The sequence below is a fragment of the Bradyrhizobium monzae genome (assembly GCF_021458635.1).
Classification (GTDB): Bacteria; Pseudomonadota; Alphaproteobacteria; order Rhizobiales; family Xanthobacteraceae; genus Bradyrhizobium.
On record NZ_JAIRDQ010000005.1, the window covers coordinates 452,941 to 477,835 of the forward strand.

25 protein-coding genes are annotated in these 24,895 nt (G+C 64.8%); 11 read left to right on the forward strand and 14 right to left on the reverse strand.

Annotated features, from left to right (window positions below):
- Window positions 1-10 precede the first annotated feature (10 nt).
- Genes K3F49_RS21455 through K3F49_RS21480 form a run of 6 tightly spaced genes read right to left on the reverse strand, consistent with a single transcriptional unit; the run spans window position 11 to window position 5,154 of the window.
- Window positions 11-826 (reverse strand): c-type cytochrome, encoded by an 816-nt coding sequence (locus K3F49_RS21455; protein ID WP_234682928.1) that lies wholly within the window; start codon window positions 824-826, stop codon window positions 11-13.
- Window positions 826-2,448, reverse strand: coding sequence for a b(o/a)3-type cytochrome-c oxidase subunit 1 (locus K3F49_RS21460; protein ID WP_234682929.1), 1,623 nt, complete (start codon window positions 2,446-2,448; stop codon window positions 826-828). Before K3F49_RS21460 ends, K3F49_RS21455 begins: the two co-directional genes overlap by 1 nt.
- Entirely contained in the window at window positions 2,435-3,001 is a 567-nt protein-coding gene (locus K3F49_RS21465; RefSeq protein WP_234682930.1) for a cupredoxin domain-containing protein, read from the reverse strand. The genes K3F49_RS21460 and K3F49_RS21465 overlap by 14 nt, the downstream gene beginning before the upstream one ends.
- Window positions 2,998-3,174 (reverse strand): hypothetical protein, encoded by a 177-nt coding sequence (locus K3F49_RS21470; protein WP_234682931.1) that lies wholly within the window; start codon window positions 3,172-3,174, stop codon window positions 2,998-3,000. Before K3F49_RS21470 ends, K3F49_RS21465 begins: the two co-directional genes overlap by 4 nt.
- A gap of 19 nt (window positions 3,175-3,193) precedes the next feature.
- Window positions 3,194-4,435, reverse strand: a complete 1,242-nt coding sequence (locus tag K3F49_RS21475; RefSeq protein ID WP_234682932.1) for a c-type cytochrome — start codon at window positions 4,433-4,435, stop codon at window positions 3,194-3,196.
- A gap of 11 nt (window positions 4,436-4,446) precedes the next feature.
- Window positions 4,447-5,154 carry a c-type cytochrome gene (locus K3F49_RS21480; RefSeq protein WP_234682933.1) on the reverse strand — a complete coding sequence of 236 codons (708 nt, stop codon included), beginning with the start codon at window positions 5,152-5,154 and terminating at the stop codon, window positions 4,447-4,449.
- A gap of 973 nt (window positions 5,155-6,127) precedes the next feature.
- Between K3F49_RS21480 and K3F49_RS21485 the strand changes: the two genes are divergently transcribed.
- A complete protein-coding gene (locus K3F49_RS21485; RefSeq protein ID WP_234682934.1) occupies window positions 6,128-6,322 on the forward strand; it encodes a hypothetical protein in 195 nt (64 codons plus the stop codon).
- 57 nt (window positions 6,323-6,379) lie between these two features.
- Here K3F49_RS21485 and K3F49_RS21490 read toward each other — a convergent pair whose 3' ends face one another.
- Window positions 6,380-6,994 carry a CinA family protein gene (locus tag K3F49_RS21490; protein WP_234682935.1) on the reverse strand — a complete coding sequence of 205 codons (615 nt, stop codon included), beginning with the start codon at window positions 6,992-6,994 and terminating at the stop codon, window positions 6,380-6,382.
- 3 nt (window positions 6,995-6,997) lie between these two features.
- On the reverse strand, window positions 6,998-8,194 hold the full coding sequence (locus K3F49_RS21495) for a bifunctional 2-C-methyl-D-erythritol 4-phosphate cytidylyltransferase/2-C-methyl-D-erythritol 2,4-cyclodiphosphate synthase (RefSeq protein ID WP_234682936.1): 1,197 nt from the start codon (window positions 8,192-8,194) through the stop codon (window positions 6,998-7,000).
- A gap of 282 nt (window positions 8,195-8,476) precedes the next feature.
- Here K3F49_RS21495 and dusB point away from each other — a divergent pair, with 282 nt between their 5' ends.
- The 3 genes from dusB to ntrC are packed head-to-tail and all read left to right on the forward strand — an operon-like array spanning window position 8,477 to window position 12,102.
- Window positions 8,477-9,478 (forward strand): tRNA dihydrouridine synthase DusB, encoded by a 1,002-nt coding sequence (gene dusB, locus K3F49_RS21500; protein ID WP_234682937.1) that lies wholly within the window; start codon window positions 8,477-8,479, stop codon window positions 9,476-9,478.
- Window positions 9,475-10,650: a two-component system sensor histidine kinase NtrB gene (locus K3F49_RS21505; protein WP_234682938.1), complete on the forward strand. Its 1,176-nt coding sequence runs from the start codon at window positions 9,475-9,477 to the stop codon at window positions 10,648-10,650. Before dusB ends, K3F49_RS21505 begins: the two co-directional genes overlap by 4 nt.
- Before the next feature lie 9 nt (window positions 10,651-10,659).
- Window positions 10,660-12,102, forward strand: coding sequence for a nitrogen regulation protein NR(I) (ntrC, locus tag K3F49_RS21510; protein ID WP_148752259.1), 1,443 nt, complete (start codon window positions 10,660-10,662; stop codon window positions 12,100-12,102).
- A gap of 181 nt (window positions 12,103-12,283) precedes the next feature.
- On the opposite strand, the gene K3F49_RS21515 is transcribed toward ntrC, so the two are convergent.
- The gene (locus tag K3F49_RS21515; RefSeq protein ID WP_234682939.1) at window positions 12,284-12,430 is read right to left on the reverse strand and encodes a hypothetical protein; all 147 of its coding nucleotides are present in this window, start codon (window positions 12,428-12,430) and stop codon (window positions 12,284-12,286) included.
- Between the two features lie 185 nt (window positions 12,431-12,615).
- Between K3F49_RS21515 and K3F49_RS21520 the strand changes: the two genes are divergently transcribed.
- The 4 genes from K3F49_RS21520 to hflX all read left to right on the forward strand — a co-directional run bounded on the left by K3F49_RS21520 (window position 12,616) and on the right by hflX (window position 18,356).
- Entirely contained in the window at window positions 12,616-15,063 is a 2,448-nt protein-coding gene (locus tag K3F49_RS21520) for a sensor histidine kinase NtrY-like (protein WP_234682940.1), read from the forward strand.
- 17 nt (window positions 15,064-15,080) lie between these two features.
- Window positions 15,081-16,451, forward strand: a complete 1,371-nt coding sequence (gene ntrX, locus K3F49_RS21525) for a nitrogen assimilation response regulator NtrX (protein ID WP_234682941.1) — start codon at window positions 15,081-15,083, stop codon at window positions 16,449-16,451.
- 247 nt (window positions 16,452-16,698) lie between these two features.
- Window positions 16,699-16,947, forward strand: coding sequence for an RNA chaperone Hfq (gene hfq, locus K3F49_RS21530; RefSeq protein WP_007591126.1), 249 nt, complete (start codon window positions 16,699-16,701; stop codon window positions 16,945-16,947).
- Between the two features lie 11 nt (window positions 16,948-16,958).
- Entirely contained in the window at window positions 16,959-18,356 is a 1,398-nt protein-coding gene (gene hflX / locus K3F49_RS21535; protein WP_234682942.1) for a GTPase HflX, read from the forward strand.
- 21 nt (window positions 18,357-18,377) lie between these two features.
- Here hflX and K3F49_RS21540 read toward each other — a convergent pair whose 3' ends face one another.
- Entirely contained in the window at window positions 18,378-18,836 is a 459-nt protein-coding gene (locus K3F49_RS21540; RefSeq protein WP_234682943.1) for a GNAT family N-acetyltransferase, read from the reverse strand.
- Between the two features lie 14 nt (window positions 18,837-18,850).
- Window positions 18,851-19,669 carry a nucleoside triphosphate pyrophosphohydrolase gene (gene mazG / locus K3F49_RS21545; protein ID WP_234682944.1) on the reverse strand — a complete coding sequence of 273 codons (819 nt, stop codon included), beginning with the start codon at window positions 19,667-19,669 and terminating at the stop codon, window positions 18,851-18,853.
- 126 nt (window positions 19,670-19,795) lie between these two features.
- Between mazG and queC the strand changes: the two genes are divergently transcribed.
- Window positions 19,796-20,509: a 7-cyano-7-deazaguanine synthase QueC gene (gene queC, locus K3F49_RS21550; RefSeq protein WP_234682945.1), complete on the forward strand. Its 714-nt coding sequence runs from the start codon at window positions 19,796-19,798 to the stop codon at window positions 20,507-20,509.
- Between the two features lie 107 nt (window positions 20,510-20,616).
- Here the strand turns inward: queC and K3F49_RS21555 are convergent, their stop codons facing one another.
- Genes K3F49_RS21555 through nthA form a run of 3 tightly spaced genes read right to left on the reverse strand, consistent with a single transcriptional unit; the run spans window position 20,617 to window position 22,282 of the window.
- Entirely contained in the window at window positions 20,617-20,994 is a 378-nt protein-coding gene (locus tag K3F49_RS21555; protein WP_234682946.1) for a nitrile hydratase accessory protein, read from the reverse strand.
- Window positions 20,991-21,650, reverse strand: coding sequence for a nitrile hydratase subunit beta (nthB, locus tag K3F49_RS21560; protein ID WP_234682947.1), 660 nt, complete (start codon window positions 21,648-21,650; stop codon window positions 20,991-20,993). The genes K3F49_RS21555 and nthB overlap by 4 nt, the downstream gene beginning before the upstream one ends.
- Complete coding sequence (nthA, locus tag K3F49_RS21565) at window positions 21,647-22,282, reverse strand: nitrile hydratase subunit alpha (RefSeq protein WP_234682948.1); 636 nt, start codon at window positions 22,280-22,282, stop codon at window positions 21,647-21,649. Before nthA ends, nthB begins: the two co-directional genes overlap by 4 nt.
- Before the next feature lie 120 nt (window positions 22,283-22,402).
- Here nthA and K3F49_RS21570 point away from each other — a divergent pair, with 120 nt between their 5' ends.
- Together K3F49_RS21570 and K3F49_RS21575 are read left to right on the forward strand one after the other, a co-directional pair.
- On the forward strand, window positions 22,403-23,209 hold the full coding sequence (locus tag K3F49_RS21570; RefSeq protein WP_234682949.1) for an enoyl-CoA hydratase/isomerase family protein: 807 nt from the start codon (window positions 22,403-22,405) through the stop codon (window positions 23,207-23,209).
- A gap of 119 nt (window positions 23,210-23,328) precedes the next feature.
- Window positions 23,329-24,771: a DASS family sodium-coupled anion symporter gene (locus K3F49_RS21575; RefSeq protein WP_234682950.1), complete on the forward strand. Its 1,443-nt coding sequence runs from the start codon at window positions 23,329-23,331 to the stop codon at window positions 24,769-24,771.
- The last annotated feature ends 124 nt before the right edge of the window (window positions 24,772-24,895 follow it).

A 24,895-nucleotide genomic window follows, 5' to 3' on the forward strand; every position in this document is an offset into this window, starting at 1 on the left:
ATGTGAAAAATCAATCCACCGCCTTCACGACATCCGGCGGCTGCGAGGCGTAATACGCCGCGGCCGCTTCGATCTCCTGCGGCGTCAAGGCGCGCGCGATGTTGCGCATCTGCTGGCTGATGTCGTTCCGACGCTCGCCTGATGCAAACGCCTGGAGCTGTGCCTTCATATAGGCCTCGGATTGTCCCTCCAGCCAGGGGCTGCCGGTCTTGTTGTCGAGACTGCCATGACAAGCGCCGCAGGGCGCGACGCCGCGCAGCGGCGCGCCGTAGATGACGATGTTGGGCTTGGGCAATTGCGGCGTCGGATGATAGGCCGAAGGCCGCGGCAGATAGGCGTAATAGTTCGAGAGGTCAGCGATTTCCTCTTCAGTCAGGTTGACGGCGAAGGGCGACATCACCGCATTACTGCGCGCGCCGGAGCGGAAATCGTGCAGCTCCTTGTAGATCACGGCGGCATATTGGCCGGCGAGATTGGGCGAGTCGGCGCGGCTGATTCCGGTCGGCCCGTGGCAAATCGCGCAGCGCTGCGCCAGCGTCGCGCCGCGGCCGATCGCCTCCTGGCTCGGACGCGACAGCGTGTGCGAGGTCAGCACGACCTCCGACAGGCGTTTTGCCTGTTCGGGCGCCGTCACGCTGGCCGCACGCTGCGGCACGCCAGCGGCGCTGCAGATCGCGTCCCAGACGCTTGCAAACTGAACCCAGGGCTGCGCGAAGGGCAGCACGACGAAGCCGGCGATCGCCGTCACGATCAGGATTGCGGCGGTGATACCGACACCCCGCGTGAAATGAGGATTGCCGAAGGTGAAGAGGTCGCGGGTGCTCATCACTGCGCTCCCACATAGACGGCGGGCACCGATGTACCCGCGGTGGTCGCGAGGTTGAGGATCGGATAGCCGTAATTGGTGATGGTCAGCGCGATCATCAGCGCCACCCATAGCGCATGCGTGTTAAGTGCGACCGGCACGGTCGTCGGCTGATGCACGGCAACCGCAAAGCGATAGGCGCCGGCCTCGGCCAGCGGCGCCCGCATGCCGCGTGCCAGGATGACGATGAACATGATGCCCGACGTCAGCAGGATGAAGCCGCCGATCGCGGAGAAAGTCACCGACAGCGCCTGCGGCGCAATGGCAGGATCGCCGAAGTCGAAATAGGCCATGCGGCGCGGCATCCCCAGAATGCCGACCCAGTGCCACGGGAAGGTCGTGACGATCATGCCGACGAACCACAGCCAGAGCTGGGTGCGGATCAGGCGGACGTCGATCAGCTCGCGGCCCGTCAGATGCGGCCACAGATCATAGGCGATCGCAAAATACATGATCACGATGGCGCCACCGAAGATCAGGTGGAAATGGCCGGTGATCCACTGCGTGTTGTGGATCGATGCATCGAGCTGATAGCTCATGTTGATGAGGCCGCCGGCGCCGCCGAAGCCGAGCATGACGAACGAGAATGCCAGCGCCAGCATCATCGGATTGTCCCAGGGCAGGGCCCTGATCCAGCCGAATACCCCGCGGCCGCCGCGCAACCGCGCCGCAATCTCGACCGAGGCACAGATCGTGAACACGGTCAGCAGCGTCGGCAGTGCGACCAATGCCGTGAAGGCCGAGTGGATGAACTTGAAGCCGGCTCCGACCTGCGGATCGGCAAAGGTGTGGTGGATGCCGATCGGCATCGCCACCACCAGGAACAGGATGAACGAGATCCGCGCCATGCTGTCGGAATAGACCCGGCCGCCGATCGCGCGCGGCACGATGGTGTAATAGGCGATGTAGGTCGGCATCAGCCAGAAATAGACGATGGCGTGCAGCGTCCAGGAGAAGAAGATGCGGGCGAGGCCGGCATCGATCGTGTTCTTCAGCCCCGCCGCGACGGGAATGATCTGCAGCAGCAGCTCGAGCGCTGCGCCGACCGCGGTCCAGGCCCAGAGATACGAGCCGGCGACATTGGCGTACATTGCCAGCGGCACCGCTGCGCCGGGATGCGCCTTGCGCCAGACGCGCAAATTGATCGACATCAGCGCGACCCAGATCCATGAGCCGACCACGACCAGCACGACGCCGAGATAGTAGAAGAGATTGCCGATCAGCGGCGGATAGAACGTATAGAGCACCGAGGCGCGGCCGAGTGCGATCGGGATCACCGCCATGATGCTGCCGATGACGATCAGCCAGAACCCGGTCCAGGCCCAGCGCACGCCGACCAGGCGCTGCTCCAGCGCGGACTCGCTGATGGCATAGCCAAACCCCATCGCGACCAGGGTCGGGAACACGTAGCCCATCACCGTGCCGTGCGCGGTCAGGGAGCGGTAGTAGAGTTCGGGATTGGAGAGCCAGGTGCCGATCGGGCTGCGGATGAACATCTGCCAGGCGCCGAGCGTGAGCGCGACGCCGAATACCGCAAAGGCAAACCAGAAATGGGCGAGAATGAGCTTCCTATTGACCAACACAGCTCAGCCTCCCGCCGCTCTTCGCGCGATTGGCGAATTCAGCCTTGTCGATCACCTTGACCTTGCCCCACATGCCCTCATGGCCAAAGGAGCAAAACTCCTGGCAGGGCATCAGATAATCGCCGGTCTTCCCAAAGCGCATCAGCTGCTCGGAAATGTAGCCCGGCACCAGCATGGTGTTGACGTTGGTGCCCTGGATCAGGATGCCGTGCACGACGTCGGCGCTGGTGGCGCGCAGCGTAATTGGCGTATCCACGGGCACCACGATGCAGGCCGGCGTAAAGGAATATTGCTGGCCGATCGCGCGCACGGTCACATTGCCGTTGGCCTCCAGCACGCTGCCGAGATTGCTCTCGACGAATTCGCCGGAAAGATGAATCCGCGACGGATCGGTGGTCTCGACGCGCGGCTGCGGCATGGTTGCCTGGTGGATGCCGGCGAAGGCTGCGAGCAGCGCCATGCCCGAGATGATGATGACGGCAATGATGGCCCAGCGTCGCTCGACGCGGGCCGCGACCTCGACGCTGCTGCTATGGGTGTCCTCCGCGCTCATTGCAGCGGTCCGCGCGGCAGGAAGACGAAGAGATAGAAAGCGAGCCACATCGCGACCACGCAGGCCGTGGCGACGCCGGCCAGCGCGATTGCGCCGGACGGTCCTTGCGCGACGACCTCCTCGATGGCCTGGTCGGCAGCGGCTGGGCTGGTCGGCGGATCGGAATTGAACATGATGGATCTCTGGCGCCTCTCAGTTCAGCGGTGCGGAGCGCAGCTCGTTGGCCTCGCGCGCCGAGACCGGCGAGCCGCGATTGCCCCAGGCGGTGCGGATGTAGGAGACGACGGCGGCGACCTCATTATCGGAGAGGAGACCGGCGAAGGGCGGCATGCCGTAGGGCATCGGATTGCCCTTCGTGCCCGGCGGGTAGCCGCCATTGAGCACCATGCGGATCGGGTTGACCGCCGACTGCATCTCGATCGACTGATTGTTGGCGAGCGGCGGCCAGTGCGGCGGCTTGCCTTCGCCCTGCGGGCCGTGACAGCTCGCGCAGTTCTTGTCGTAGACGGTCTTGCCGAGGCTGATCAGCAGGCTGCTCTCGGTGGTCGGCAGTACCGTGCTTGCCGCCGGCGGCGACGAGCCTTCCGCGATGCCCTTCAGGTACACCGCCATCGCCTTGGTGTCGGCGTCGTCGAGATATTGCAGGCTGTTGTGCACGACCTCGGCCATCGGGCCGTAGACCACGCCGCGCGCGGAGACGCCGGTCTGGAGCAGATCGGTGATGTCCTTGATGCTCCAGTCGCCGAGGCCCGCCTCGCGGTTGGAGGTGAGCGAGGGCGCGTACCAGTTCTGCATCGGGATCAGGCCGCCCTTGAAGGCATCCGATTGCGAGGTGCCGCCGAGCGCGTTGATCGGCGAATGGCACATGCCGCAATGGCCGAGGCCTTCGACCAGATAGGCGCCGCGATTCCATTCGGCCGACTTGGTCGGGTCAGGCTTGAATTCGCCCTCGCTGAAATACAGCGTGCGCCAGCCGAGGATGAGCTGGCGGTTGTCATAGGGGAAGCGCAGCTCATGCGGCTTGTTCTTCTGGTTCACGGGCTGAATCGAGCGCAGATACGCGAAGATCGCATCGCTGTCGGCGCGCGTGACCTTGGTGTAGGAGGCGAACGGCATCGCGGGATAGATCAGCCCGCCATTCGGGAAACGGCCGTTGTGCATGGTCCTGTAGAAATCGTCCGCGCTCCACTTGCCGATGCCGGTCTCCGGATCGGGCGTGATGTTGGAGGTGTAGATCGTGCCGAACGGGGTCGGCATGGGTCGGCCGCCGGCGAACAGGCGGCCTTCCGACGCCGTGTGGCAGGCGGTGCAGTCACCGGCGCGGGCGAGATATTCGCCGCGCGCGATGACGTCGCTGGTCTTGTCCTGTGCCTGCGCGGCCGTCGTGGTGAACGCGGCGAGAGCGAGCAGTGCGATCGACAATTTCGAGCCCATCATCCGCCTCGTCAGTTGGGCTGGCTGCCGCAGCCGAAGGGCAGCGCGTAGGTGCCTTTCGGGACGGGAGCAGGATCAGCGGGGGCAGGGCGCGTCGCAAGCCAGGCCGCGACCGCGGTGACGTCGGCCTCCGTCAGATGGCCGGCGACGAGCTGCATGCAGTCGGGCGATTTCGCCGTGCGGGTACCGTAGCGCCAGGCGCCGAGCTGGGCGCTGACATAGGCAGCACGCAAGCCGAGCAGGCCGGGAATGCCGGGCTGCATGCCCGTGAGTCCCGGGCCGTGGCAGCTCACGCACGCCGGTATGTTACGACCGGCATCACCGCTGGTCGCGAGCAATTCGCCTTGCGCGAGGACGTCCTTGCTGACGCCGCTCGGCGCAGGCTGCGGCAGCGGCGGGTGCTCGCTGGCAAAATAGTCCGCCATCGCTTCAAGATACGGATCAGGCAGAAACTCCAGCAGATAGTTCATCGGCGGATATTTGCGCCGGCCGCTGCGGAAGGCGAGCAGCTGATTGTAGAGATAGCCGGCCGGCTTGCCGGCAAGACGCGGGAAATAGACGTCGCTGGTGCCTTCGCCCTTGTTGCCGTGACACGGCGTACAGGCTTCAACCCTCGCCGCCATGGTATCCGGCGGCTGGTTGGTCGTTTGCGCAACCGCACCATCGAAGGCGGCCAAAGTGACGATCAGTGCGGCCGAGGCCGCGGCGCGAGCGAGCACTGAGCCGCCCTCCACAATGCTGGATCGGTTGATTCCGGATCGCAACGTAGAGCGGCATTATTGCGCCAATATTTTTCCGCGCAAGCTCGCATGGGGGTGATGACGTTTGGTCGCGCCGCTGCGCCGCACATGATGATCGATTTCGACAAATTTGCGTGCAATTTGAAAAGCAATCATGACGCTGCAGTCTCGCGGCTCATTGCGCCCGAGCTTTGCCTCCTTGCGTCACCCTCTTTTGTCAGAGGGCGCAGGGAAGACCGGGTGCCGGCTGGCACCCGCGGTCCACTGTGCGATGGTTGCGCTACAAGAGGCTGCACAGCGGCATACAGGTGAAGCCAAACATCCGGCCTTCCCTGCGCAGTGGGTTGACGGCTTATGTCGTGATCTCCCCGGGGAGCGATGCACTATTGCCCCCGTCGCCTTGCAGATGGCTGATGCGCGGGCCCGGTTGGGCCACCCATCACCGCAAGACTTGGCGCACAGACTCCGGGCGCCAGGACCACACGATTTTGCCGTACGCTGACCGCACCGGTCGTGCGCGCGACGCTCTCGCTCACGGTTGCCCGCCCCGCGAAAACCAATCGCGCCGATGCAGTCGTCGTCCACCACGGCTCATCCCACGTTCGTGACGATCGCGATACGCCCCTCTGACCGGGATGAGGTCAGGGACATCTACTGCAAATCAGAATTTCGGTAAAGCGGAATATGTTTGCGCGGAGAATTGACCTTGCGGTTGGTGTTTTGCCCCTCAGGCCCCGCAAGGGATGGTAGGTCCGGGCGACGCTGCGGCTCGACGTACAGCGGCTGATTCAAGCTTTGCTCATTTGGGGTGACAAGTGCAATTTGTGCCAAAAGCCGTGGGCTGACGGAACGCCCCTTGTCGTGAGTGCAACACCTGTTCCGGCTGGATTCCGTGAGGGAGGCAATTACAATCCGAGTCGGGCGCAGGGCTTGTGTAATGGGACCGGGAGACATGGCGCGCTGGAAGCAATCGTGGAGCGACGACGACCTCAATCGGCTCAGGGCGCTTGCAGGAACCAAGCCGATCACGATGATCGCAAAGGAGCTCGGTCGGACCACGGGAACCGTGCTCGCGAAGGCGATCGAGCAAAAGCTTCCCGTCATGCATCGGATCGAGCGAACGTCGCAAGGATCGAACCTGCCTTGACTGTCGAATCCCGGTCGTGGACGAGGGGGTCCCGGATTGCGCTTAGCTACAGAGACCTCACCCGCGCGGTGACCGCGGAGTCCTGCGCTTCACGGCATGCCGGCGCGGCGAGCGGGTGACGCGGGGACGCAGTCTCGTTGCAGCGGTGGCGTTGCGGCGCGGCTTGGCGGCGGCCTGCGGGCCGCGGGCAAGATCCATCAGCATGCGCAGGGCCTCGACCACCGAGCGCTGCCGCACGGCGGTGCGGCCGATCGCGCCAAAACGCTGCTCGCGATGGACGATGCGGCCGTCGCGCGCGGCAGCCGCAAAATGGACCAGGCCAACCGGCTTGCCTGGCGTGGCGCCGCCCGGGCCGGCAATGCCGGTGATGGCAACCGCGAGGTCGACGCCGGCACGCTCCAGCGCGCCGACCGCCATCGCGGTCGCGGTCTCCTTGCTGACGGCGCCGAAATTGGTGAGCGTGCTGGCCTCGACCCCCAGCATCGCGCGCTTGGCGTCGTTGGAATAGGTGACGAAACCGCGATCGATCACGTCAGAGGAGCCGGGGATGTCGGTCAGCGCGCCGGCCACGAGGCCGCCGGTGCAGGACTCGGCGGTCGCGATCGTCAGCTTGCGCATCCGGCAGAGGTCGAGCAGCGAGCGGGAGAGGGCGCGTGCGTCGCTGCCGGCCATGGCCTAGACGCTCCAGGTTTTCTCGTTAAACGGCAGGCGGATGGTGGCGCTCGCGGTCGCCGCGATGCCTTCCTCGCGGCCGGTGAAGCCGAGCCGCTCGCTGGTCGTCGCCTTCACCGCGACCCGGGAGATGTCGACGCCGGAGATCTCGGCGATTCGCGCGCGCATGGTGTCGCGCAAGGGGCCGATCTTCGGCCGCTCGCAGATCATCGTCACTTCGAGATTGGCGACACGGCCGCCGCGCGCCGTCACGCGCTCGATGGCGTATTTCAAGAACTGGTCGGAGGAAGCGCCCTTCCACTTCGCATCGCTCGGCGGGAAGTGCGAGCCGATGTCGCCGTCGGCCAATGCACCGAGGATCGCGTCGACCAGCGCATGCAGGCCGACATCGCCGTCGGAATGGGCGAGGAATCCTTTCGTGTGGGGCACGCGCACGCCGCACAGCATGAGGTGGTCGCCCTCGCCGAAGGCGTGCACGTCGTAGCCCGTGCCGGTCCTGATGTCGCCGAGCAGGCTGGCCAGGCGCGCTTCCTCGCGCACGAAATCCTCGGGGGTGGTGAGCTTCATATTGGCAACATCGCCTTCAAAGGTCGCAACCGTCAATCCCGCCCATTCGGCAATCGCGGCATCATCGGTGAAATCGCTTCGTCCGTCCTTTGCCGCACGACGATGCGCTTCGAGGATGACATCGAAACGAAAGGATTGCGGCGTCTGCGCGATTCGCAAGCTTGCCCGATCGGGCGTGTCCTCGACATTGCCGTCCGCGCTGGTGACCTTGATGGTGTCGGTGACGGGGACGACGGGGATCGCCGCACCGGTGCGGCTCGCCGATTCGATCGCGCGCGAGATCACGCCGGCCGAGACGAAGGGACGCGCGGCGTCGTGGATCAGGACGATGTCGGGCTTGTGCTTGGCGAGCGCTTCGAGACCGGCGAGCACCGAGGCCTGGCGCGTCGCGCCGCCATTGGTCGGTGCCTCGTGCCTCAGGCCTGCGACCGCTGCCGTGAACATGGCGCTGTCGTCGGGGTTCACGACCGGCTGCACGGCGAACACGTCGGCGTGGGTGCTGAAGGCTTCCATGGCACGGTAGATCACCGGCACGCCGCCGATCTCGCGATATTGCTTCGGCCCGCCGGCGCCTGCGCGCAGGCCACGACCGGCCGCGACAAGAACGACTGCGGTGCGCTGTGATTTCGCCATAGGACTCAAATATTCAGCTGTTAAGGGATGCGTCGGGCGTGGGGTGAATTGCCGGCATGCCTCTAGCACGGCAGGCCCGCAAAAAAAGGGGGTTTCCCCCGATTGTGGGATTCAGCATTTTGCTGCACTGCACTTGAAAGATTTGCAGAACTGTCTAAACTGTAGGCATGGCGCTTGACTGCACAAGAATTGTGCGCAAGATAGGCCATGGCAGGCGCGATGAGGCCCTGTCCACTCAACGAGACCCCTGTGACCGGCTCGGCAAGATCAGGCTCTAAGCCGTTGAAAATAGGCGACATTGAAATCGCCACCCCGGTCTTCCTGGCACCGATGTCGGGAGTGACGGACTCACCCGTCCGCCGGCTTGCCGCCGAGCTTGGCGCGGGTCTGGTCGTCTCCGAAATGACGGCCAGCGATGAACTCGCCAACGGTCACCGCATGTCGCGGTTGCGCTGCGAAGCGACCGGTGTCGGGCCGCATGTCGTCCAGCTCGCCGGCTGCGAGGCGCATTGGATGGCCGAGGGCGCCCGGATCGCGGAAGCCGAGGGCGCCGACATCATTGACATCAACATGGGCTGTCCGGCCCGCCACGTCACCGGCGGCCAATCCGGCTCGGCCCTGATGCGCGATCTTGATCATGCCGTCAGCCTGATCGAGGCGACGATTGCCGCCGTAAAGGTTCCGGTGACGCTGAAGATGCGGCTCGGCTGGGACGACCGCACCCGCAACGCGCCGGAGCTCGCGCGTCGCGCGGAGGCCGCCGGCATCAAGCTCGTCACCGTCCATGGCCGCACCCGCTGCCAGTTCTACAAGGGCGAGGCCGATTGGGATGCGATCCGCGCGGTGCGCGAGGCCATCTCCATTCCGCTCGTCGTCAACGGCGATATCACCACTTTCGATAAGGCGCTCGCGGCGCTCGAGGCCTCCGGCGCCGACGCCGTGATGATCGGCCGCGGCGCCCAGGGCCAGCCCTGGCTGCCCGGCGAGATCGGCCGACGCCTGAACGGCGGGGCGGCGGAAGCAACGCCCTCGCTCGCCACGCAACTGCATTATGTTCGCACGCTCTATGAGGGTGTCTGCGCACTCTATGGCCTGCGCGTGGGCCTCAAGCATGCGCGAAAACATCTCGGCTGGGCGCTCGATGTTGCCGCCGATGCGAGCGGCGCGCCGGTCGAGACGCTGAAAGCCTGGCGCCAGAAGATCCTCACGTCCGAGCATCCGGGCCTCGTCCACCAGTCGCTGCAGGATGCCTTTGACGATTTCGCATGGAGCGCTGCTGCATGACCACAGCCGCTGAGCATCGCCGGCCGCTTCCGTCCGAGAGCGACGCGATCCTGGATGCCTTGCCCAATCCCGTGCTGATGATCGGGCCGGACGGCAAGATCGTCGCCGCCAATATCGCGACCGAAGCGTTCTTCGATATCTCGACGCAGTTCCTGAAGCGGCAATCGCTGAAGGAGCTGGTGCCGTTCGGCAGTCCCTTGCTGGCGCTGATCGACCAGGTGCGCTCGTCGAACTCTCCGGTCAACGAATACAAGGTCGATCTCGGCACACCGCGCATGGGCGGAGATCGCCAGGTCGATCTGCATGTCGCGCCGCTCACCGAGCGGCCCGGCCATATCGTGGTGATGCTCCAGGAGCGCTCCATCGCCGACAAGATGGACCGGCAGCTGACCCACCGGAGCGCTGCGCGCTCGGTGATCGCGCTGGCCGCGATGCTCGCGCACGAGATCAAGAACCCGCTCTCCGGCATCCGCGGCGCGGCACAGCTGCTGGAACAGCAAGCGTCCTCCGAAGACCGCATGCTGACACGGCTGATCTGCGATGAGGCCGACCGCATCGTGACGCTGGTCGACCGCATGGAAGTGTTCGGCGACGAGCGGCCCGTGGTGCGCGGCCCCGTCAACATCCATTCGGTGCTCGACCACGTGAAGCGGCTGGCGCAGTCGGGCTTTGCCCGCAACATCCGCTTCATCGAGGACTACGATCCGTCGCTGCCGCCGGTGCTCGCCAACCAGGACCAGCTGATCCAGGTGTTCCTCAATCTGGTGAAGAATGCCGCCGAAGCGCTGATCGATGTCTCCGACGCAGAGATCCAGCTCACCACCGCGTTCCGCCCCGGCGTGCGCCTGTCAGTCCCCGGTCAAAAATCCCGGGTATCCCTGCCGCTTGAATTCTGCGTGAGGGACAATGGACCAGGCGTGCCGGACGATCTTCTGCCCAACCTGTTCGATCCCTTCGTGACCACCAAGCAGACCGGCTCTGGCCTCGGTCTCGCCCTGGTCGCCAAGATCGTCGGCGATCACGGGGGCATCATCGAATGCGAGTCTCAGCCGCGGAAAACCACCTTCCGTGTGTTGATGCCGATGTACTCGACATCGGCCAAGACAACCGATCACAGCAGTCGCGACGGCTCCGCCGGGAAGTCGTCGTCTGCATCACAGGGGGCAAAATGAGGATTAACAATGCCCGCAGGTAGCATTCTCGTAGCTGATGACGACACCGCCATCCGCACGGTTCTCAACCAGGCGCTTTCCCGGGCCGGGTATGAAGTCAGGCTGACCGGCAATGCCGCGACGCTGTGGCGCTGGGTCAGCCAGGGGGAGGGCGATCTGGTCATCACCGACGTGGTGATGCCGGACGAAAACGCCTTCGACCTGCTGCCGCGGATCAAGAAGATGCGGCCGAATTTGCCCGTCATTGTCATGAGCGCGCAAAACACCTTCATGACGGCGATCCGCGCCTCCGAGCGCGGCGCCTATGAATATCTGCCAAAGCCCTTCGACCTGAAGGAGCTGATCGCCATCGTCGGCCGCGCACTCGCGGAGCCCAAGGAGCGGGTCGCGACGCCGGACGACGACGCCGAGATGGAGGCGATCCCGCTGGTCGGCCGTTCGCCGGCGATGCAGGAAATCTACCGCGTGCTCGCGCGGCTGATGCAGACCGACCTCACTGTGATGATCACGGGCGAGTCCGGTACCGGCAAGGAGCTGGTGGCGCGCGCGCTGCACGATTACGGCAAGCGCCGCAACGGCCCGTTCGTCGCGGTCAACATGGCGGCGATCCCGCGCGACCTCATCGAGTCCGAATTGTTCGGCCATGAGCGCGGCGCCTTCACCGGCGCCAACACCCGCGCCTCCGGCCGGTTCGAGCAGGCCGAGGGCGGCACGCTGTTCCTCGACGAAATCGGCGACATGCCGATGGAGGCGCAGACCCGCCTGCTGCGCGTGCTGCAGCAGGGCGAATACACCACCGTCGGTGGCCGCACGCCGATCAAGACCGACGTGCGCATCGTCGCGGCCTCCAACAAGGATCTGCGCGTTCTGATCCAGCAGGGTCTGTTCCGCGAGGATCTGTTCTTCCGCCTCAACGTCGTGCCGCTGCGCCTGCCTCCCTTGCGCGAACGTATCGAGGACTTGCCGGATCTCATCCGTCACTTCTTCGCACTGGCCGAGAAGGACGGCCTGCCGCCGAAGAAGCTCGATTCGCTGGCGCTGGAGCGGCTGAAGCAGCACCGCTGGCCCGGCAACGTGCGCGAGCTGGAAAACCTCGCCCGGCGTCTCGCCGCGCTCTATCCGCAGGATGTGATCACGGCCTCCGTCATCGACGGCGAACTCGCGCCGCCCTCGGTCAGCCCGGGCGCTGCGGTCCAGCAGGGCGTCGACAATCTCGGTGGCGCGGTCGAGGCCTATCTCTCATCGCACTTCCAGGGCTTCCCGAACGGCGTGCCGCCGCCGGGCCTCTATCATCGCATTCTCAAGGAGATCGAGGTGCCCCTGCTCACGGCCGCGCTCGCCGCCACCCGCGGCAACCAGATCCGCGCGGCGGATCTCCTCGGCCTCAACCGCAACACGCTGCGGAAGAAGATCCGGGATCTCGACATCCAGGTGTATCGGAGCGGGGGCTAGTCCCCGCGGCAAACGCTCGTTTGCGCAGAGGTGGCTCAGCTCCCCTACCAAAGGCGAGCTGAGCCTGTCCGAATCGCGCTGGCCTGAACGGCTGACGCGGTGAGCAGAAGTCCGAATCAGGCCGAAATGTTCCGCTGGAATGCTCGAATTCGTCATTCGGGCACAGAGCGCAGCGTCGCACCTACCTGATCAGGCGCGCCGCGACCGGCTCGATGTTGGCCATCTGCGCGGTCTGGTCCTGCCTGCTGGGGCCGTTGACCAAGAGATCAGAGGCCACGATCAGCAGCAGAACGGCCGATACCATGATCGCGAGAAAGAATCTGTCCATGCCGGGTCAAGCCGGGATGGCCGGATTCTGTTCCGAGCATCGGCAAACGGCCGCCATCCCTGTGGATGCGCCCGTCCGTCGCGGCGGGGGCGCCGCGGAATTGTCGCAATTCGGCAACAATGTGGTACGAATACATCAGTACCCGCCGCCCATGGCGGACCCCTTTTCAGCACCCCATTGTCGGAATGACCAGCGCAGACACCTCGGCCGCATCCTTTGACACGGCCCCAGCGGAAGAGCCCCGGCATTGGTCGGTGTGGCGCTGGTTGGGTCCGTTCGCCGTCGCTCTGGCGCTGCTGTCGGCGCTTCTGACCTTCCTGGTCCTGACCGGCCTGACCAGCATCGAGCCGACCCGGGAGGTCGTCAGCGTCTTCTTGGCGATCAATGCAGGCACCATCCTGCTCTTGATCGGGATCATCGTCCGCGAGGTCGGGCAGATGATCCAGGCCCGCCGGCGGGGGCGGGCAGCGGCGCGGCTGCACGTCCAGATTGTCAGCCTGTTCTCGATCGTTGCCGTGCTGCCGGCGGTGCTTGTTTCCGTCGTCGCCAATGTCACGATCGAGCGCGGCCTCGACCGGTTGTTCTCGGGACCGACCAAGGAGGTCATCCAGAATTCGCTGATCATCGCGCGCGCCTATGTACAGGAACACGCGCAGGTCATTCGCGGCGACATTCTCGGCATGGCCAACGACGTCTCGCGCGTTCCGCTGCTGTTTGACCAGGATCGGCAGTCGTTCCTGCAGCTTTTGACCTCGAGCGCAGCGGCACGCAACCTCCCGGGCGCCATGCTTATGGGCAAGGACGCCAATCCGATCCTATCGGCAGAGACCGGAGGCGTCCCGCTCGCCTTCGCGCCGCCTGCGCCGGAATTTCTTCAGAACGTCAACGAGAATGAGCCCGAGATCGCGGTCTTGCCCGATCAAAATCTTGTGGCCGCCGTGATCAGGCTCAGGGGCTTTACCAATACCTTCCTCTACGTCGCTCGCCCGCTTGATCCAAGGGTCGTCGCCCAGCTCAAGCAGACCGAACTGAGCGTCGCCGAATACGCGCAGATCGAGTCGCGCAAGCTTGGCATCCAGGTCGCGTTCGCGCTGATGTTCGCGGTGATCGCGCTGACCATTCTGATGGCCTCGGTGCTGATCGGGCTCAACTTCGCAAACTCGCTGGTCGCGCCGATCAGGCGGTTGATGAACGCGGCCTATACCGTCTCGACAGGCGATCTGCACGTCCAGGTGCCGGTGCACAAATCCGAAGGCGATCTCGCCCACCTCGGCGAGACCTTCAACAAGATGACGCAGGAATTGCGCAGCCAGCGCGACGAACTCGTCAACGCCAGCGATCTCATCGACAGCCGCCGCCGTTTCATCGAGGCCGTGCTGTCCTCCGCGAGCGCCGGCATCATCGGCGTCGATAGCTCGGGCAGCGTCGGCATCCTCAACCGCTCCGCCGAGAAGCTGATCGGGCATTCCGAGGCCGAGACGCTCGGTCATCCGCTCTCCGACGTGCTGCCCGAGCTCGACGAGATGATGAAGACGTCGCGGGAAGGGACCCAGCGCCTGGTGCAGGGCCAGATCACGATCACGCGCGACGGCACCGAGCGGAATCTTTCAGTGCGCGTCAGCGCGGAGAAGAACCAGCCGCACGACAGCTACATCATCACGCTCGACGACATCACCGAGCTGGTGTCGGCGCAGCGCACCTCCGCCTGGGGCGACGTCGCGCGCCGCATCGCCCACGAGATCAAGAATCCGCTGACGCCGATCCAGCTCTCCGCCGAGCGCATCCGCCGCAAGTTCGGCAAGGACATCACCGAGGCCAAGGACAAGCAGATCTTCGAGCAGTGCACCGACACCATCGTGCGCCAGGTCGACGACATCAGGCGCATGGTCGACGAGTTCTCGCGCTTTGCGCGGATGCCGAAGCCGGTGATGGAAGGCGAGGACGTCGCCGACACCGTGCGGCAGGCGGTGTTCCTGATGAAGGTCGCCCATCCCGAGATCGATATCGAGGCCGAGTTCAGGAACGATCCGCTGCGCGCCCAGTTCGATCGGCGGCTGATCTCGCAGGCGGTCACCAACATCGTCAAGAACGCCACCGAGGCGATTGAGCAGGTCCCGCCGGAAGAGCTCGGCCAGGAAAACGGAAAAGGCCGCATCGACGTCGTGGTGTCGCGCGAGGGCGAGGACGTGCTGATCGACGTGATCGACAACGGCATCGGCCTGCCCAAGGTCGCGCGCTCGCGGCTGCTCGAACCCTATGTGACGACGCGCGCCAAGGGCACCGGCCTTGGCCTTGCCATCGTCGGCCGCGTGCTGGAAGACCATGGCGGCCGCATCGAGCTGAAGGACGCGTCCGATTTCCGCGAAGGCCAGCGCGGCGCCTGGATGCGGATGCGCTTTGCGATCTCCGGCGAAGCCAAGAAGACCGAGGGCGCCGAGCACGCGCCGGCCGTCAAGGAACCGGTGAAGGAAGCAGCCGAGGCTGCGGCCAAGGACACGACCACTCCCGACATCAAGGCGGCGAATGCGGATTCCGTCACGGCGCGAGAAACAAAAGAGCCGGCGGGCGAAACCAAAGAGCCCGCTGAAAAGACCAATGATTCAACGAGAATCGAAGCCTCAACAGGCAACTGACAAGACAGGCGCGACCCATGGCTAGTGAAATTCTGATTGTCGATGATGAGGCCGATATTCGGGATCTCGTTGCGGGCATCCTCGAGGATGAGGGATTTGTCACGCGAACGGCGCGCGACAGTGACTCGGCCTTGGCCGAAATCGCCAATCGCAGGCCGCATCTGGTATTCCTCGACATCTGGCTGCAGGGGTCCAAGCTCGACGGCTTGCAGCTGCTGGAGCAGGTCAAGAAGGACAATGCCGATCTGCCGGTGGTGATGATCTCCGGCCACGGCAACATCGAGACCGCGGTCGCCGCGATCAAGCGCGGCGCTTATGATTTCATCGAGAAGCCGTTCAAGGCCGATCGCCTTATCCTGGTCGCCAACCGGGCACTGGAAAACTCGCGGCTCAAGCGCGAGGTGAAGGAGCTGAAACAGCTTGCGCCGAGCGCGAGCCAGCTGGTCGGCCGCTCGCCGAGCATGAACCAGCTGCGCCAGACCATCGAGCGCGCGGCAAAGGCCAACAGCCGCATCCTGATCGTCGGCCCTGCGGGCGCCGGCAAGGAGCTGACCGCACGCACGCTGCATACGGCCTCGGGCCGCGCCGACGGTCCGTTCGTCGTAATCAACGCTGCCGCGATCACACCCGAGCGCATGGAGCATGAGCTGTTCGGCATCGAGCAGTCCAATGGCGAACATGCGCGCAAGCCGGGCGCGCTCGAGGAAGCCCACGGCGGCACGCTGTTCATCGACGAGATCGCGGACATGCCGCGCGAGACCCAGAACAAGATCCTGCGCGTGTTGGTCGAGCAGTCGTTCCAGCGCGTCGGCGGCACCGCCAAGGTGCAGGTCGATGTCCGCATCATCTCGTCGACCGCGCGCAACCTCGAAGAGGAGATCGCGGCCGGCCATTTCCGCGAGGACCTCTATCATCGGCTTTCGGTGGTGCCGATCCGCGTGCCCGCGCTGTCGGAGCGGCGCGAGGACATTCCGGAGCTGATCGACTATTTCATGGAACAGATCTCGGCCGGCAGCGGCCTGCCCAAGCGCCAGATCGGGCAGGACGCGATGGCGGTGCTGCAATCGCATGTCTGGCCCGGCAATGTGCGCCAGCTCCGCAACAACGTTGAGAGAGTCATGATTCTGGCCGCCGGCGGACCGGAGGTGATCATCACCGCCGACATGCTGCCGCAGGATGTCGGCTCGATGGTGCCGGCGATGCCGACCAGCAACAACGGCGAGCACATCATGGGCTTGCCGCTGCGCGAGGCCCGCGAAGTGTTCGAGCGCGACTATTTGATTGCCCAGATCAGCCGTTTTTCAGGAAATATTTCTCGCACGGCCGAGTTTGTTGGCATGGAACGTTCGGCGCTGCACCGGAAGTTGAAGGCGCTCGGCGTCGGCTAACGCCCGACGCCGCGGCCGGACATCGGGGATACCCGAGGAAAATCATCTATTTCCGTAGTTTTTCGGGGCAAATCCGCATGGCCTGCCGCGTGAAGCAGCTTGCCTAATAAGCCGTCCTGCCCTCTAATCGACCTGCTGTTCCTCCGAGGGGGATCTCATGAGGAGCGGCAACCGGAAGAAGGCCTCAATTTCGAAAACAGGGTCACAACCGGCGCAATAAAAAGAAACTCAAAGCGAGAAAAAAACAATGGCGGCAGACCGCGCACAAAACCTACAGGACACCTTCCTCAATCACGTTCGCAAAACCAAAACGCCACTGACGATCTTTCTGGTCAACGGAGTTAAGCTCCAGGGCATCGTGACCTGGTTCGACAATTTCTGTTTGCTGCTTCGGCGCGACGGTCATTCGCAGCTCGTCTACAAGCATGCGATCTCGACCATCATGCCGGGCGCTCCGATCCAGCTGTTCGAAGGCGGCGAGGATCAGCCGGCTTGAGAGTGATCTGATTGGAACCCCGGAATTTCGACGGGGATGCCGACCGTCCGCGGGCGGCAGGGGCTAAGCAGACGGGGCGGGTGCTGGTCATCGGCCCCTATTTGCGAGCGCGTGCAGGCAATGCCGACGCGCAATCGGAAAGCCATGTCTCTTCCAGTCATGTCCAACGCGACGCCGAGGCCCGGCTCGACGAAGCCGCCGGCCTTGCGCGCGCGATCGATCTCGTCATTGCCGACGCCATCATCGCGCCGATCAGCCAGATCAGGCCCGCGACTTATATCGGCAAGGGCAAGGTCGAGGAGATCGCCGCGCTGGCCAAGAGCCTCGATGCCGAGCTCGTGGTGATGGATTGCGCGCTGGCGCCGATCCAGCAGCGCAATCTCGAGAAGGAGCTGCATGCCAAGGTGCTCGATCGCACCGGGCTCATTCTCGAAATCTTCGGCCGCCGTGCCAAGACCAAGGAAGGCTCGCTTCAGGTCGAGCTCGCCCATCTCAACTACCAGCGCTCGCGCCTGGTGCGCTCCTGGACCCATCTCGAGCGCCAGCGCGGCGGTTTCGGATTCATGGGCGGTCCGGGCGAGACGCAGATCGAAGCCGACCGCCGCCTGATCCAGGAACGCATCTCCAAGCTGGAAGGCGAGCTGAAGAAGGTGCAGGCGACGCGACGGCTGCACCGCGCCGGCCGCCAGCGTGTGCCGTACCGCGTCGTCGCGCTGGTCGGCTACACCAATGCCGGCAAATCGACGTTGTTCAACCGCCTGACCCGCGCCGACGTGCAGGCCGCCGACATGCTGTTCGCAACCCTCGATCCCACCTTGCGCGCGCTGACGCTGCCGCATGGCGGCAAGGCGATGTTGTCGGACACCGTTGGCTTCATCTCCAACCTGCCGACGCAGCTCGTCGCGGCCTTCCGCGCCACGCTGGAAGAGGTGCTCGAGGCCGACGTCATCCTGCATGTGCGCGACATCTCGCATGAGGATGCCGAGGCGCAGCAGAGCGATGTCGACGCGGTGCTGCGCCAGCTCGGTATCAATCCCGATGATTCAGGCCGTATCATCGAGGTCTGGAACAAGATCGACCGTTACGATTCCGAACAGCGCGAAGAGCTGCTGAACATCGCCGCCCGTCGGCCCGAGGATCATCCGGCGATGCTGGTGTCGGCCGTGTCGGGTGAGGGGATCGACGCGCTCCTCCGCGCGATCGAGGAGCGGCTCGCCGCCAAGCGCACCACGCTCGACCTCTCCATCGACGCCGCCGACGGCGCCGGCATCTCCTGGCTGCACCGCAATTCCGAGGTGCTGGCAAAAGAGTTGCACGACGGCCGCTTCGACATGACCGTGCGGGTGGACGAGACCAAGCGGGATATCGTCGTGAACCGGTTCGATGCGGTGCCGCGTCTGTCGGCGTAAGCCCGAGCTTGGTCGCCCGGATCACTTGGCGAGGTCGAGGCTCATGAACTGGTTGTGCGGGCTCGCACGATAGTCGGCAAACGGCGCACAAGAGACGAACCCGGCGCTGCGGTAGAGCGCGACGGCCGGAACATGCAGCGGCGCGGTCCCGGTTTCCAGGCTGAGACGCGCGTAGCCACGTTTACGGGCTTCAGCGATGAGGTGGTGGAGGATGGCACGGCCAACTCCGGTCCCGCGCGCGGCAGGCGCAGCGCGCATCGATTTCACCTCCGCATGCGTGTCGTCAAGTTGCTTGAGAGCGCCAAATCCGACCAGCGCATCGTCCTGCCAGACAGTCCAGAACGTCACGGCCGAGTCCGAAAGCCCGCTCGCGTCGAGCGCCTGCGCATGCTCGCCCATCACGCTCTGTAGCTCTGCGAGGTGATGTGCCAACAGATCGGCGACATGTGGCGCCTTCGGATCGTCCTGCCTGATATCCATGACGCGTCCTTGGATCAATTAGCCGTCTTCGCCTCGTTCCACAGCGCGTCCATCTCCGCGAGCGATGCCTGCTCCAGCGTGCACCCCCGCGCCTCCAGTGCGCGTTCGATATAGGCAAAGCGCCGCTCGAACTTCGCGTTGGTCCCGCGCAGCGCGGCCTCCGGATCGGCGTCGACATGGCGGGCGAGGTTGACCAGCGCGAACATCAGGTCGCCGGTCTCTTCCGCGATCTCCTGCTTGTCGTTGCGATCCAGCGCCGCCTCGATCTCGTCGGCTTCCTCGCGGATTTTTTGCAGGACTGCGCGCGGATCGTTCCAGTCGAAGCCGACGGTGGAGGCCTTGCGCTGCAGCTCCATGGCGCGGGTCAGCGCGGGCTGGCCGGCTTTCACGCCCGACAGCAGCGATTTGTGCGGCGGCGTTGCCTCCGGCGGCCGGCGCGCGGCGCGCTCGGCTTTCTCCTCGGCCTTGATGCGGTCCCAGACTTCCTTGACGTGGGACGAGGCGAGATTGCCCTCCTTGTCGGCGAAGACGTGGGGATGACGCCGGATCATTTTTCGCGTGATGGCCTCGACGACATCTCCAAAGGCAAAGGCGTTCTGCTCCGATGCCATCTGGGCGTGGAACACCACCTGCAACAGGAGGTCGCCGAGCTCCTCACGGAGATCGTCGAGATCGCCGCGGTCGATCGCGTCGACCACCTCATGGGCTTCCTCGATCGTGTAGGGCGCGATGGTCGCAAAATTCTGCTCGAGGTCCCAGGGGCAGCCGGTCACCGGCGTGCGCAGCGCCGCCATGATTTCGATCAGGCGGGAAATGTCGCGGGAAGGGGTCATTGCGGGGCGGTCTCCTGGGTCCAAAACCTTATGCCAAAAGCGGGCCGCCGATCCCAGCGCCGGCATGCGGAACAGGCCGATTTCCACCGATTGGCTGATACGCTCCGCAATGCTAAAGCGCGGGCCATGAGCGACGCATTTTCATCACAAACCGCGCTGGTGCTGTTTTCCGGCGGCCAGGATTCCACCACATGCCTCGCCTGGGCGCTCAGCCGCTTCGCGCGCGTGGAAACGCTGGGCTTCGAATACGGCCAGCGCCACGCCGTCGAGCTCGATTGCCGTGACCGGCTGTTCGAGGGCATCAAGGGCCTGCGCGCCGACTGGGCCGCAAAACTCGGCGAAAGCCATACGCTGTCGATCCCGACGCTGGCCGCTGTCTCCGAGACCGCGCTGACGCGTGACGTCGCGATCGCAATGGGGGCCGACGGCCTGCCGAACACGTTCGTGCCCGGCCGCAATCTGGTGTTCCTGACTTTTGCCGCGGCGCTGGCCTACCGGCGCGGTATCACGCACGTTGTCGGCGGCATGTGCGAAACCGACTATTCCGGCTATCCCGACTGCCGCGACGACACCATCCGCGCCATGCAGGCCGCGCTCTCGCTCGGCATGGCGAGAGCCTTCGAGCTGCACACGCCGCTGATGTGGATCGACAAGGCCGCGACGTGGAAGCTGGCGCAGGATCTCGGCGGCGACGGCCTCGTCGATCTCATCCGCGAGCAGTCGCACACCTGTTATCTCGGCGAACGCGGCGCGCAGTACGATTGGGGCTATGGCTGCGGGGAGTGCCCGGCATGCAGTCTGCGGGCGAAGGGATGGCGCGAGTTTGTGGCGGCGAGGTAGTTCGGCCGTCATTGCGAGGAGCGCAGCGACGAAGCAATCCAGAATCTTCACCGCGGAAAGACTCTGGATTGCTTCGCTTCGCTCGCAATGACGGGTGGGGCGCGAGCTTACCGAAAATCCTCGTCCCGCAGCTCAATCAGCTTGCCGTGCGGAGTCCGATCCGCCGCGTGGTCCCAGGCGTCGCGATAGCGATGCAGCGTTTCCGTTGAGGTAACGCCCTTGCTTGCCACGAGGCCCTCCAAGGTGGCGAGCCAGTGCAAATAGTAGGTCTCACCCGTGTCAGGATCGCCCGCGGCCTGCGCGCGCTTGATCTCGGAGGCCAGGGCCGCGGCCCACTCCGGCCAGGTGAACACGCCGCGATCGTGCAGCGTCAGCGCCATCGCGAAGGCGTGCGCCTCCCAGGGAGCGCGGAACACCGGGCCGTCGTCATCGCGCGGAATGCTCGGAATGGCTGCCGTCGCGGCAGCCGCCTTGCTGCTCATCACGCCGGATCCAGGTAGGGCTCGAACGCGTCGATCGAGACCTTCAGGGTCGGATCGCCATCCGCGCCCCAGAGATCGCGGCCTTCGAACACGACCGTATAAAGCCATTGCGGATTCTCGCCGAGCTCCATCGCCGCCGAATCCGGAAACACGTGGCAGCCATGGTTCAGCTCGACCACACCGACATGGCCGCGCACATAGCGCGGCAGCCGCGTGTGCGTCGTTGGATGGATGTTCTTGGCGCGAACGCGGTCGCCGATGTTGAACCTGGCCGTTGCCGTGGCAGGGCGGGCAAACTTGCCGCGCACCATGATGCGCTCGACATTGGAGAGGTCGAACTTGCCGTGCTTGAGCACCTTGCCGGGCGTCGTCGCATGGCCGGCGGCGACTTCGTCGCGGGTGAGGTAGCCCTTCTCGATCAGCATCTCCTCGAGCCCGAGGAACCACTTTTTGTAATAGGAGCTCGAGAGGTAGACGTGCGGCGGCAGCGTCTCGCGATAGAAGCGCGAGGTGTCGATGTTGAACGCACCGGCCGCGCCCATCGCACGCACCATCGCCAGCACGCGGGACTCCCACTCCTCGTGGAACATCGGCTCGTTCGGCTCGGGCTCGACCTTGCCGAACCCGTCCATGCCGCCCATGTCGTGGACGCCGTTCACGACGGCGCTCCGGGCGTCTTGGGAAAGCCGGTACCGATTATCGAGTCGCGCGTAACGAGGTCGGCGAGTTGCTCCTCGCTCCAGCCCTCCGTGCCTGCGGGGCGCATCGGCAGCACCAGGAAGCGCGTCTCTGCAGTGGAATCCCAGACCCGGATTTCCATGTCCTTCGGCAGCGTCACGTCGAAATCGGCAAGCACGCCGCGCGGGTCCTTGACCGCGCGCGAGCGGTAGGGCGAGGCCTTGTACCAGACCGGCGGCAGCCCGAGCATCTCCCAAGGGTAGCAGGAGCACAGCGTGCACACGACCATGTTGTGCCGCTGCGGCGTGTTCTCGACCACGACGAGATGGTCGCCGACGCGGCTGACATGGCCGAGCGTGCCGATGGCCTTGCTGCCGTCCTCCAGCAGCGCCTGCTTGAACGCCGGATCGGTCCAGGCCTTGGCGACGACGCGCGCGCCATTATGCGGACCGATCTTGGTTTCGTAGGCCTGGATGATGGCGTCGAGCGCGGCCGGCTCGACATAGCCTTTTTCGGTCAGAATCGTCTCGAGCGCGCGCACGCGCAGCTCGGTCTCCGACAATTCAGAATGATCGCCGTCGTGGTGATGATGGTGGTCGTGATCGTGGCTCATGGCGAAAGATTAAGCGAATCCGTCCCTGCCTGTCGAGGGTTCGTTGCAACGCAACCCAGCCACGTATTCGTGACGCCTTTTGTACGCTACGATCAGACAAAATCAGCTTGGAGACGCCCCATGAAAGACTTCGTCAAGATCGAGAAGGGCCTTGGGCCCGAGGGGCGGATCGCGGTGGTGCGGTTCGACCGTCATGACGGCATCAATGCGTTGTCGCCGGAGGCGCTGCGCCAGCTCACCGCGGCGGCGCGCTCCTTCGAGGACGACGCGGCGACATCTGTCGTTGTGCTGACCGGCAATTCAGGCGCGTTCAGCGCCGGCTTCGACCTGAAGGATGACGAAGGGCGCTCGCGCAAGGAGATGGATCTCGGCGCACTGCGGCGGCACCTCAAGCTCGGGCCGCGCCTGACGCGGGCCTGGCAGGAGATGGAGCAGATCACGATTGCGGCGATCGAAGGCTTTTGCGTCGGAGGTGGCGTGGCGCTCGCGGTCGCGCTCGATTTCCGCGTCATGGGCAGCGATGCGCATCTGCGTGTGCCCGAGATCGGGCTCGGCATGAACATGAGCTGGCAGAGCATCCCGCGCATGCTGCATCTGATCGGACCGGCCCGCACCAAGCAGGCGGTGATCCTGGCCGACGAGCGCATCTCCGCTGACGAAGCCTATCAATGGGGCCTGGTCGAGCAGGTCGTCGACCCCGGCTACGCCTTCGATGCCGCCATGGAGTTGGCCCGCAAGGTGGCCGCGCAGCCGCCGCTCTCGGTCGCCATGACCAAGCTGACCGTCAACCGGCTCGCGCACGCGCTGGACGATCTCGCCAGCCACATGGATGTCGACCAGTTCGCGCTGGCGAGCTTCAGCGAAGATCACAAGGAAGGCGTCGAGGCGTTCCTGACGCGGCGCAAGCCCAAGTTTAGGGGAAGGTAGCCAACGCGTTCTTTACCGCTTTGCACAGGCATTGAATCGCCCGCCGATCTGTGCCGTAACAGGCTTTGGCGGCAGCGGCTCGGTCAACGATCCCGCGCGTGCCGCGGGAGGGACCGAGAATGCATCGCTGGAAGCTGATCGCGCCGCTGGTGGTATGGCTCGCGATCTACCTGTGGCCGGTTCCGGCGGGTCTCAACGTCAATCAGTGGCACTATTTTGCCGTGTTCGCGGCCGTCATCACCGGGTTGATCCTGGAATCGATGCCGGTCGGCGCGGTCGGCCTGATCGGGCTGACGGTCGCAGGCGTCGGCGGCTATATCGATGCCGACCCCAACAAATCGCTGCGCTGGATGCTGGCGGGATTCGCCGAGAGCACGGTGTGGCTGATCGTCGGCGCCTTCGTGTTCTCGATCGGCTATCGCAAGAGCCAGCTTGGCCGGCGCATCGCGTTGGTGCTGGTGCGGCGCCTTGGTACCAACACGCTCGGGCTCGGCTATGCGGTCGCGATGTCGGACTTCCTGCTTGCACCCGCGACGCCATCCAACACCGCGCGCAGCGGCGGCATCGTCTATCCCATCATCAGCAACATCCCGCGCATCTACGGTTCCGAGCCGGGACCGACCGCCGGCAAGATCGGCACCTACGTGATGTGGACCGCATTCGCGGCGACCGCGATCACGAGCTCGCTGTTCTTCACTGCGCTTGCGCCGAACGCGGCCGCACTCGCGATCGCCAAGAAGACGGTCGGCGTCGATGTGAGCTGGGGCCAGTGGTTCATCGGCTTCGCGCCGCTCGGCATTCTCCTGATGATCCTCGTGCCGCTGCTCAGCTACGCGATCTGTCGGCCTGAGGTGAAGCGCAGCCCGGAGATTTCCGATTGGGCTGCGAAGGAGCTCGCGGAGATGGGCCCGATGTCGCGCAACGAGTGGATCATGCTGGCGCTGATCATCCTCGCGATGTTCCTGTGGATCGCGGGCTCGAGCCCGGACATCCACGTGCCCGTGCTCGGCTCGAACTTCGTCAATGCCACGACCGTCGTGTTCATCGTGATCTCGCTGATGCTGGTCACGGGCGTGATCGAGTTTGCCGACATCGTCAGCGAGAAGAGCGCCTGGGAGGTGTTCTTCTATTTCACGTCGCTGCTGACTCTGGCTTCGGGACTGAACGAGATCGGCTTCATCAAATGGTTCGCCAACGAATTCGCCAAACCGCTCTCAGGGCTTTCACCGTCGACCGCGATGATCCTCCTGGTCGCGCTGTTCTTCTGGATCCACTATTTCTTCTCGAGCATAACCTCGCATGCGGCGGCCGTCCTGCCGGTGGTGCTCGCAGTCGGCTCCGGCATCCCCGATCTGCCGGTCCCGACGCTCGCCGCGCTCTGCATGTATTCGCTCGGCCTGATGGGCGTGATCTCGCCTTACGCAACAGGGCCGGCGCCGATGTATTACGGCAGCGGCTATATCGGGAAGCGGCAGTTCTGGGGCTTTGGGCTGATCTTCGGGGTGCTGTATTTCGCCGGGCTGCTCGTGATCGTGCTGCCGTGGCTGGCCATGGTCCGATGAGCCCTGCCGCAAGGTGATACCCCCGGCAGATGAATTTTCTTCCAGGGCGGGGGATTGGGAAAACTTCGCCCAATCGCCTGCAAATAACTGAAATTGCAACAAAGACCGGAAACGGCGATGGTGT

Excerpts from the sequence above, each read along its gene's own strand:
- K3F49_RS21455 (WP_234682928.1), bottom strand. The coding sequence starts at position 826 with ATGAGCACCCGCGACCTCTTCACCTTCGGCAATCCTCATTTCACGCGG.
- K3F49_RS21465 (WP_234682930.1), bottom strand. The coding sequence starts at position 3,001 with ATGAGCGCGGAGGACACCCATAGCAGCAGCGTCGAGGTCGCGGCCCGC.
- K3F49_RS21470 (WP_234682931.1), bottom strand. The coding sequence starts at position 3,174 with ATGTTCAATTCCGATCCGCCGACCAGCCCAGCCGCTGCCGACCAGGCC.
- K3F49_RS21475 (WP_234682932.1), bottom strand. The coding sequence starts at position 4,435 with ATGGGCTCGAAATTGTCGATCGCACTGCTCGCTCTCGCCGCGTTCACC.
- K3F49_RS21485 (WP_234682934.1), top strand. The coding sequence starts at position 6,128 with ATGGCGCGCTGGAAGCAATCGTGGAGCGACGACGACCTCAATCGGCTC.
- K3F49_RS21490 (WP_234682935.1), bottom strand. The coding sequence starts at position 6,994 with ATGGCCGGCAGCGACGCACGCGCCCTCTCCCGCTCGCTGCTCGACCTC.
- K3F49_RS21495 (WP_234682936.1), bottom strand. The coding sequence starts at position 8,194 with ATGGCGAAATCACAGCGCACCGCAGTCGTTCTTGTCGCGGCCGGTCGT.
- K3F49_RS21505 (WP_234682938.1), top strand. The coding sequence starts at position 9,475 with ATGACCACAGCCGCTGAGCATCGCCGGCCGCTTCCGTCCGAGAGCGAC.
- ntrC (WP_148752259.1), top strand. The coding sequence starts at position 10,660 with ATGCCCGCAGGTAGCATTCTCGTAGCTGATGACGACACCGCCATCCGC.
- K3F49_RS21515 (WP_234682939.1), bottom strand. The coding sequence starts at position 12,430 with ATGGACAGATTCTTTCTCGCGATCATGGTATCGGCCGTTCTGCTGCTG.
- K3F49_RS21520 (WP_234682940.1), top strand. The coding sequence starts at position 12,616 with ATGACCAGCGCAGACACCTCGGCCGCATCCTTTGACACGGCCCCAGCG.
- ntrX (WP_234682941.1), top strand. The coding sequence starts at position 15,081 with ATGGCTAGTGAAATTCTGATTGTCGATGATGAGGCCGATATTCGGGAT.
- hfq (WP_007591126.1), top strand. The coding sequence starts at position 16,699 with ATGGCGGCAGACCGCGCACAAAACCTACAGGACACCTTCCTCAATCAC.
- K3F49_RS21540 (WP_234682943.1), bottom strand. The coding sequence starts at position 18,836 with ATGGATATCAGGCAGGACGATCCGAAGGCGCCACATGTCGCCGATCTG.
- mazG (WP_234682944.1), bottom strand. The coding sequence starts at position 19,669 with ATGACCCCTTCCCGCGACATTTCCCGCCTGATCGAAATCATGGCGGCG.
- queC (WP_234682945.1), top strand. The coding sequence starts at position 19,796 with ATGAGCGACGCATTTTCATCACAAACCGCGCTGGTGCTGTTTTCCGGC.
- nthA (WP_234682948.1), bottom strand. The coding sequence starts at position 22,282 with ATGAGCCACGATCACGACCACCATCATCACCACGACGGCGATCATTCT.
- K3F49_RS21570 (WP_234682949.1), top strand. The coding sequence starts at position 22,403 with ATGAAAGACTTCGTCAAGATCGAGAAGGGCCTTGGGCCCGAGGGGCGG.
- K3F49_RS21575 (WP_234682950.1), top strand. The coding sequence starts at position 23,329 with ATGCATCGCTGGAAGCTGATCGCGCCGCTGGTGGTATGGCTCGCGATC.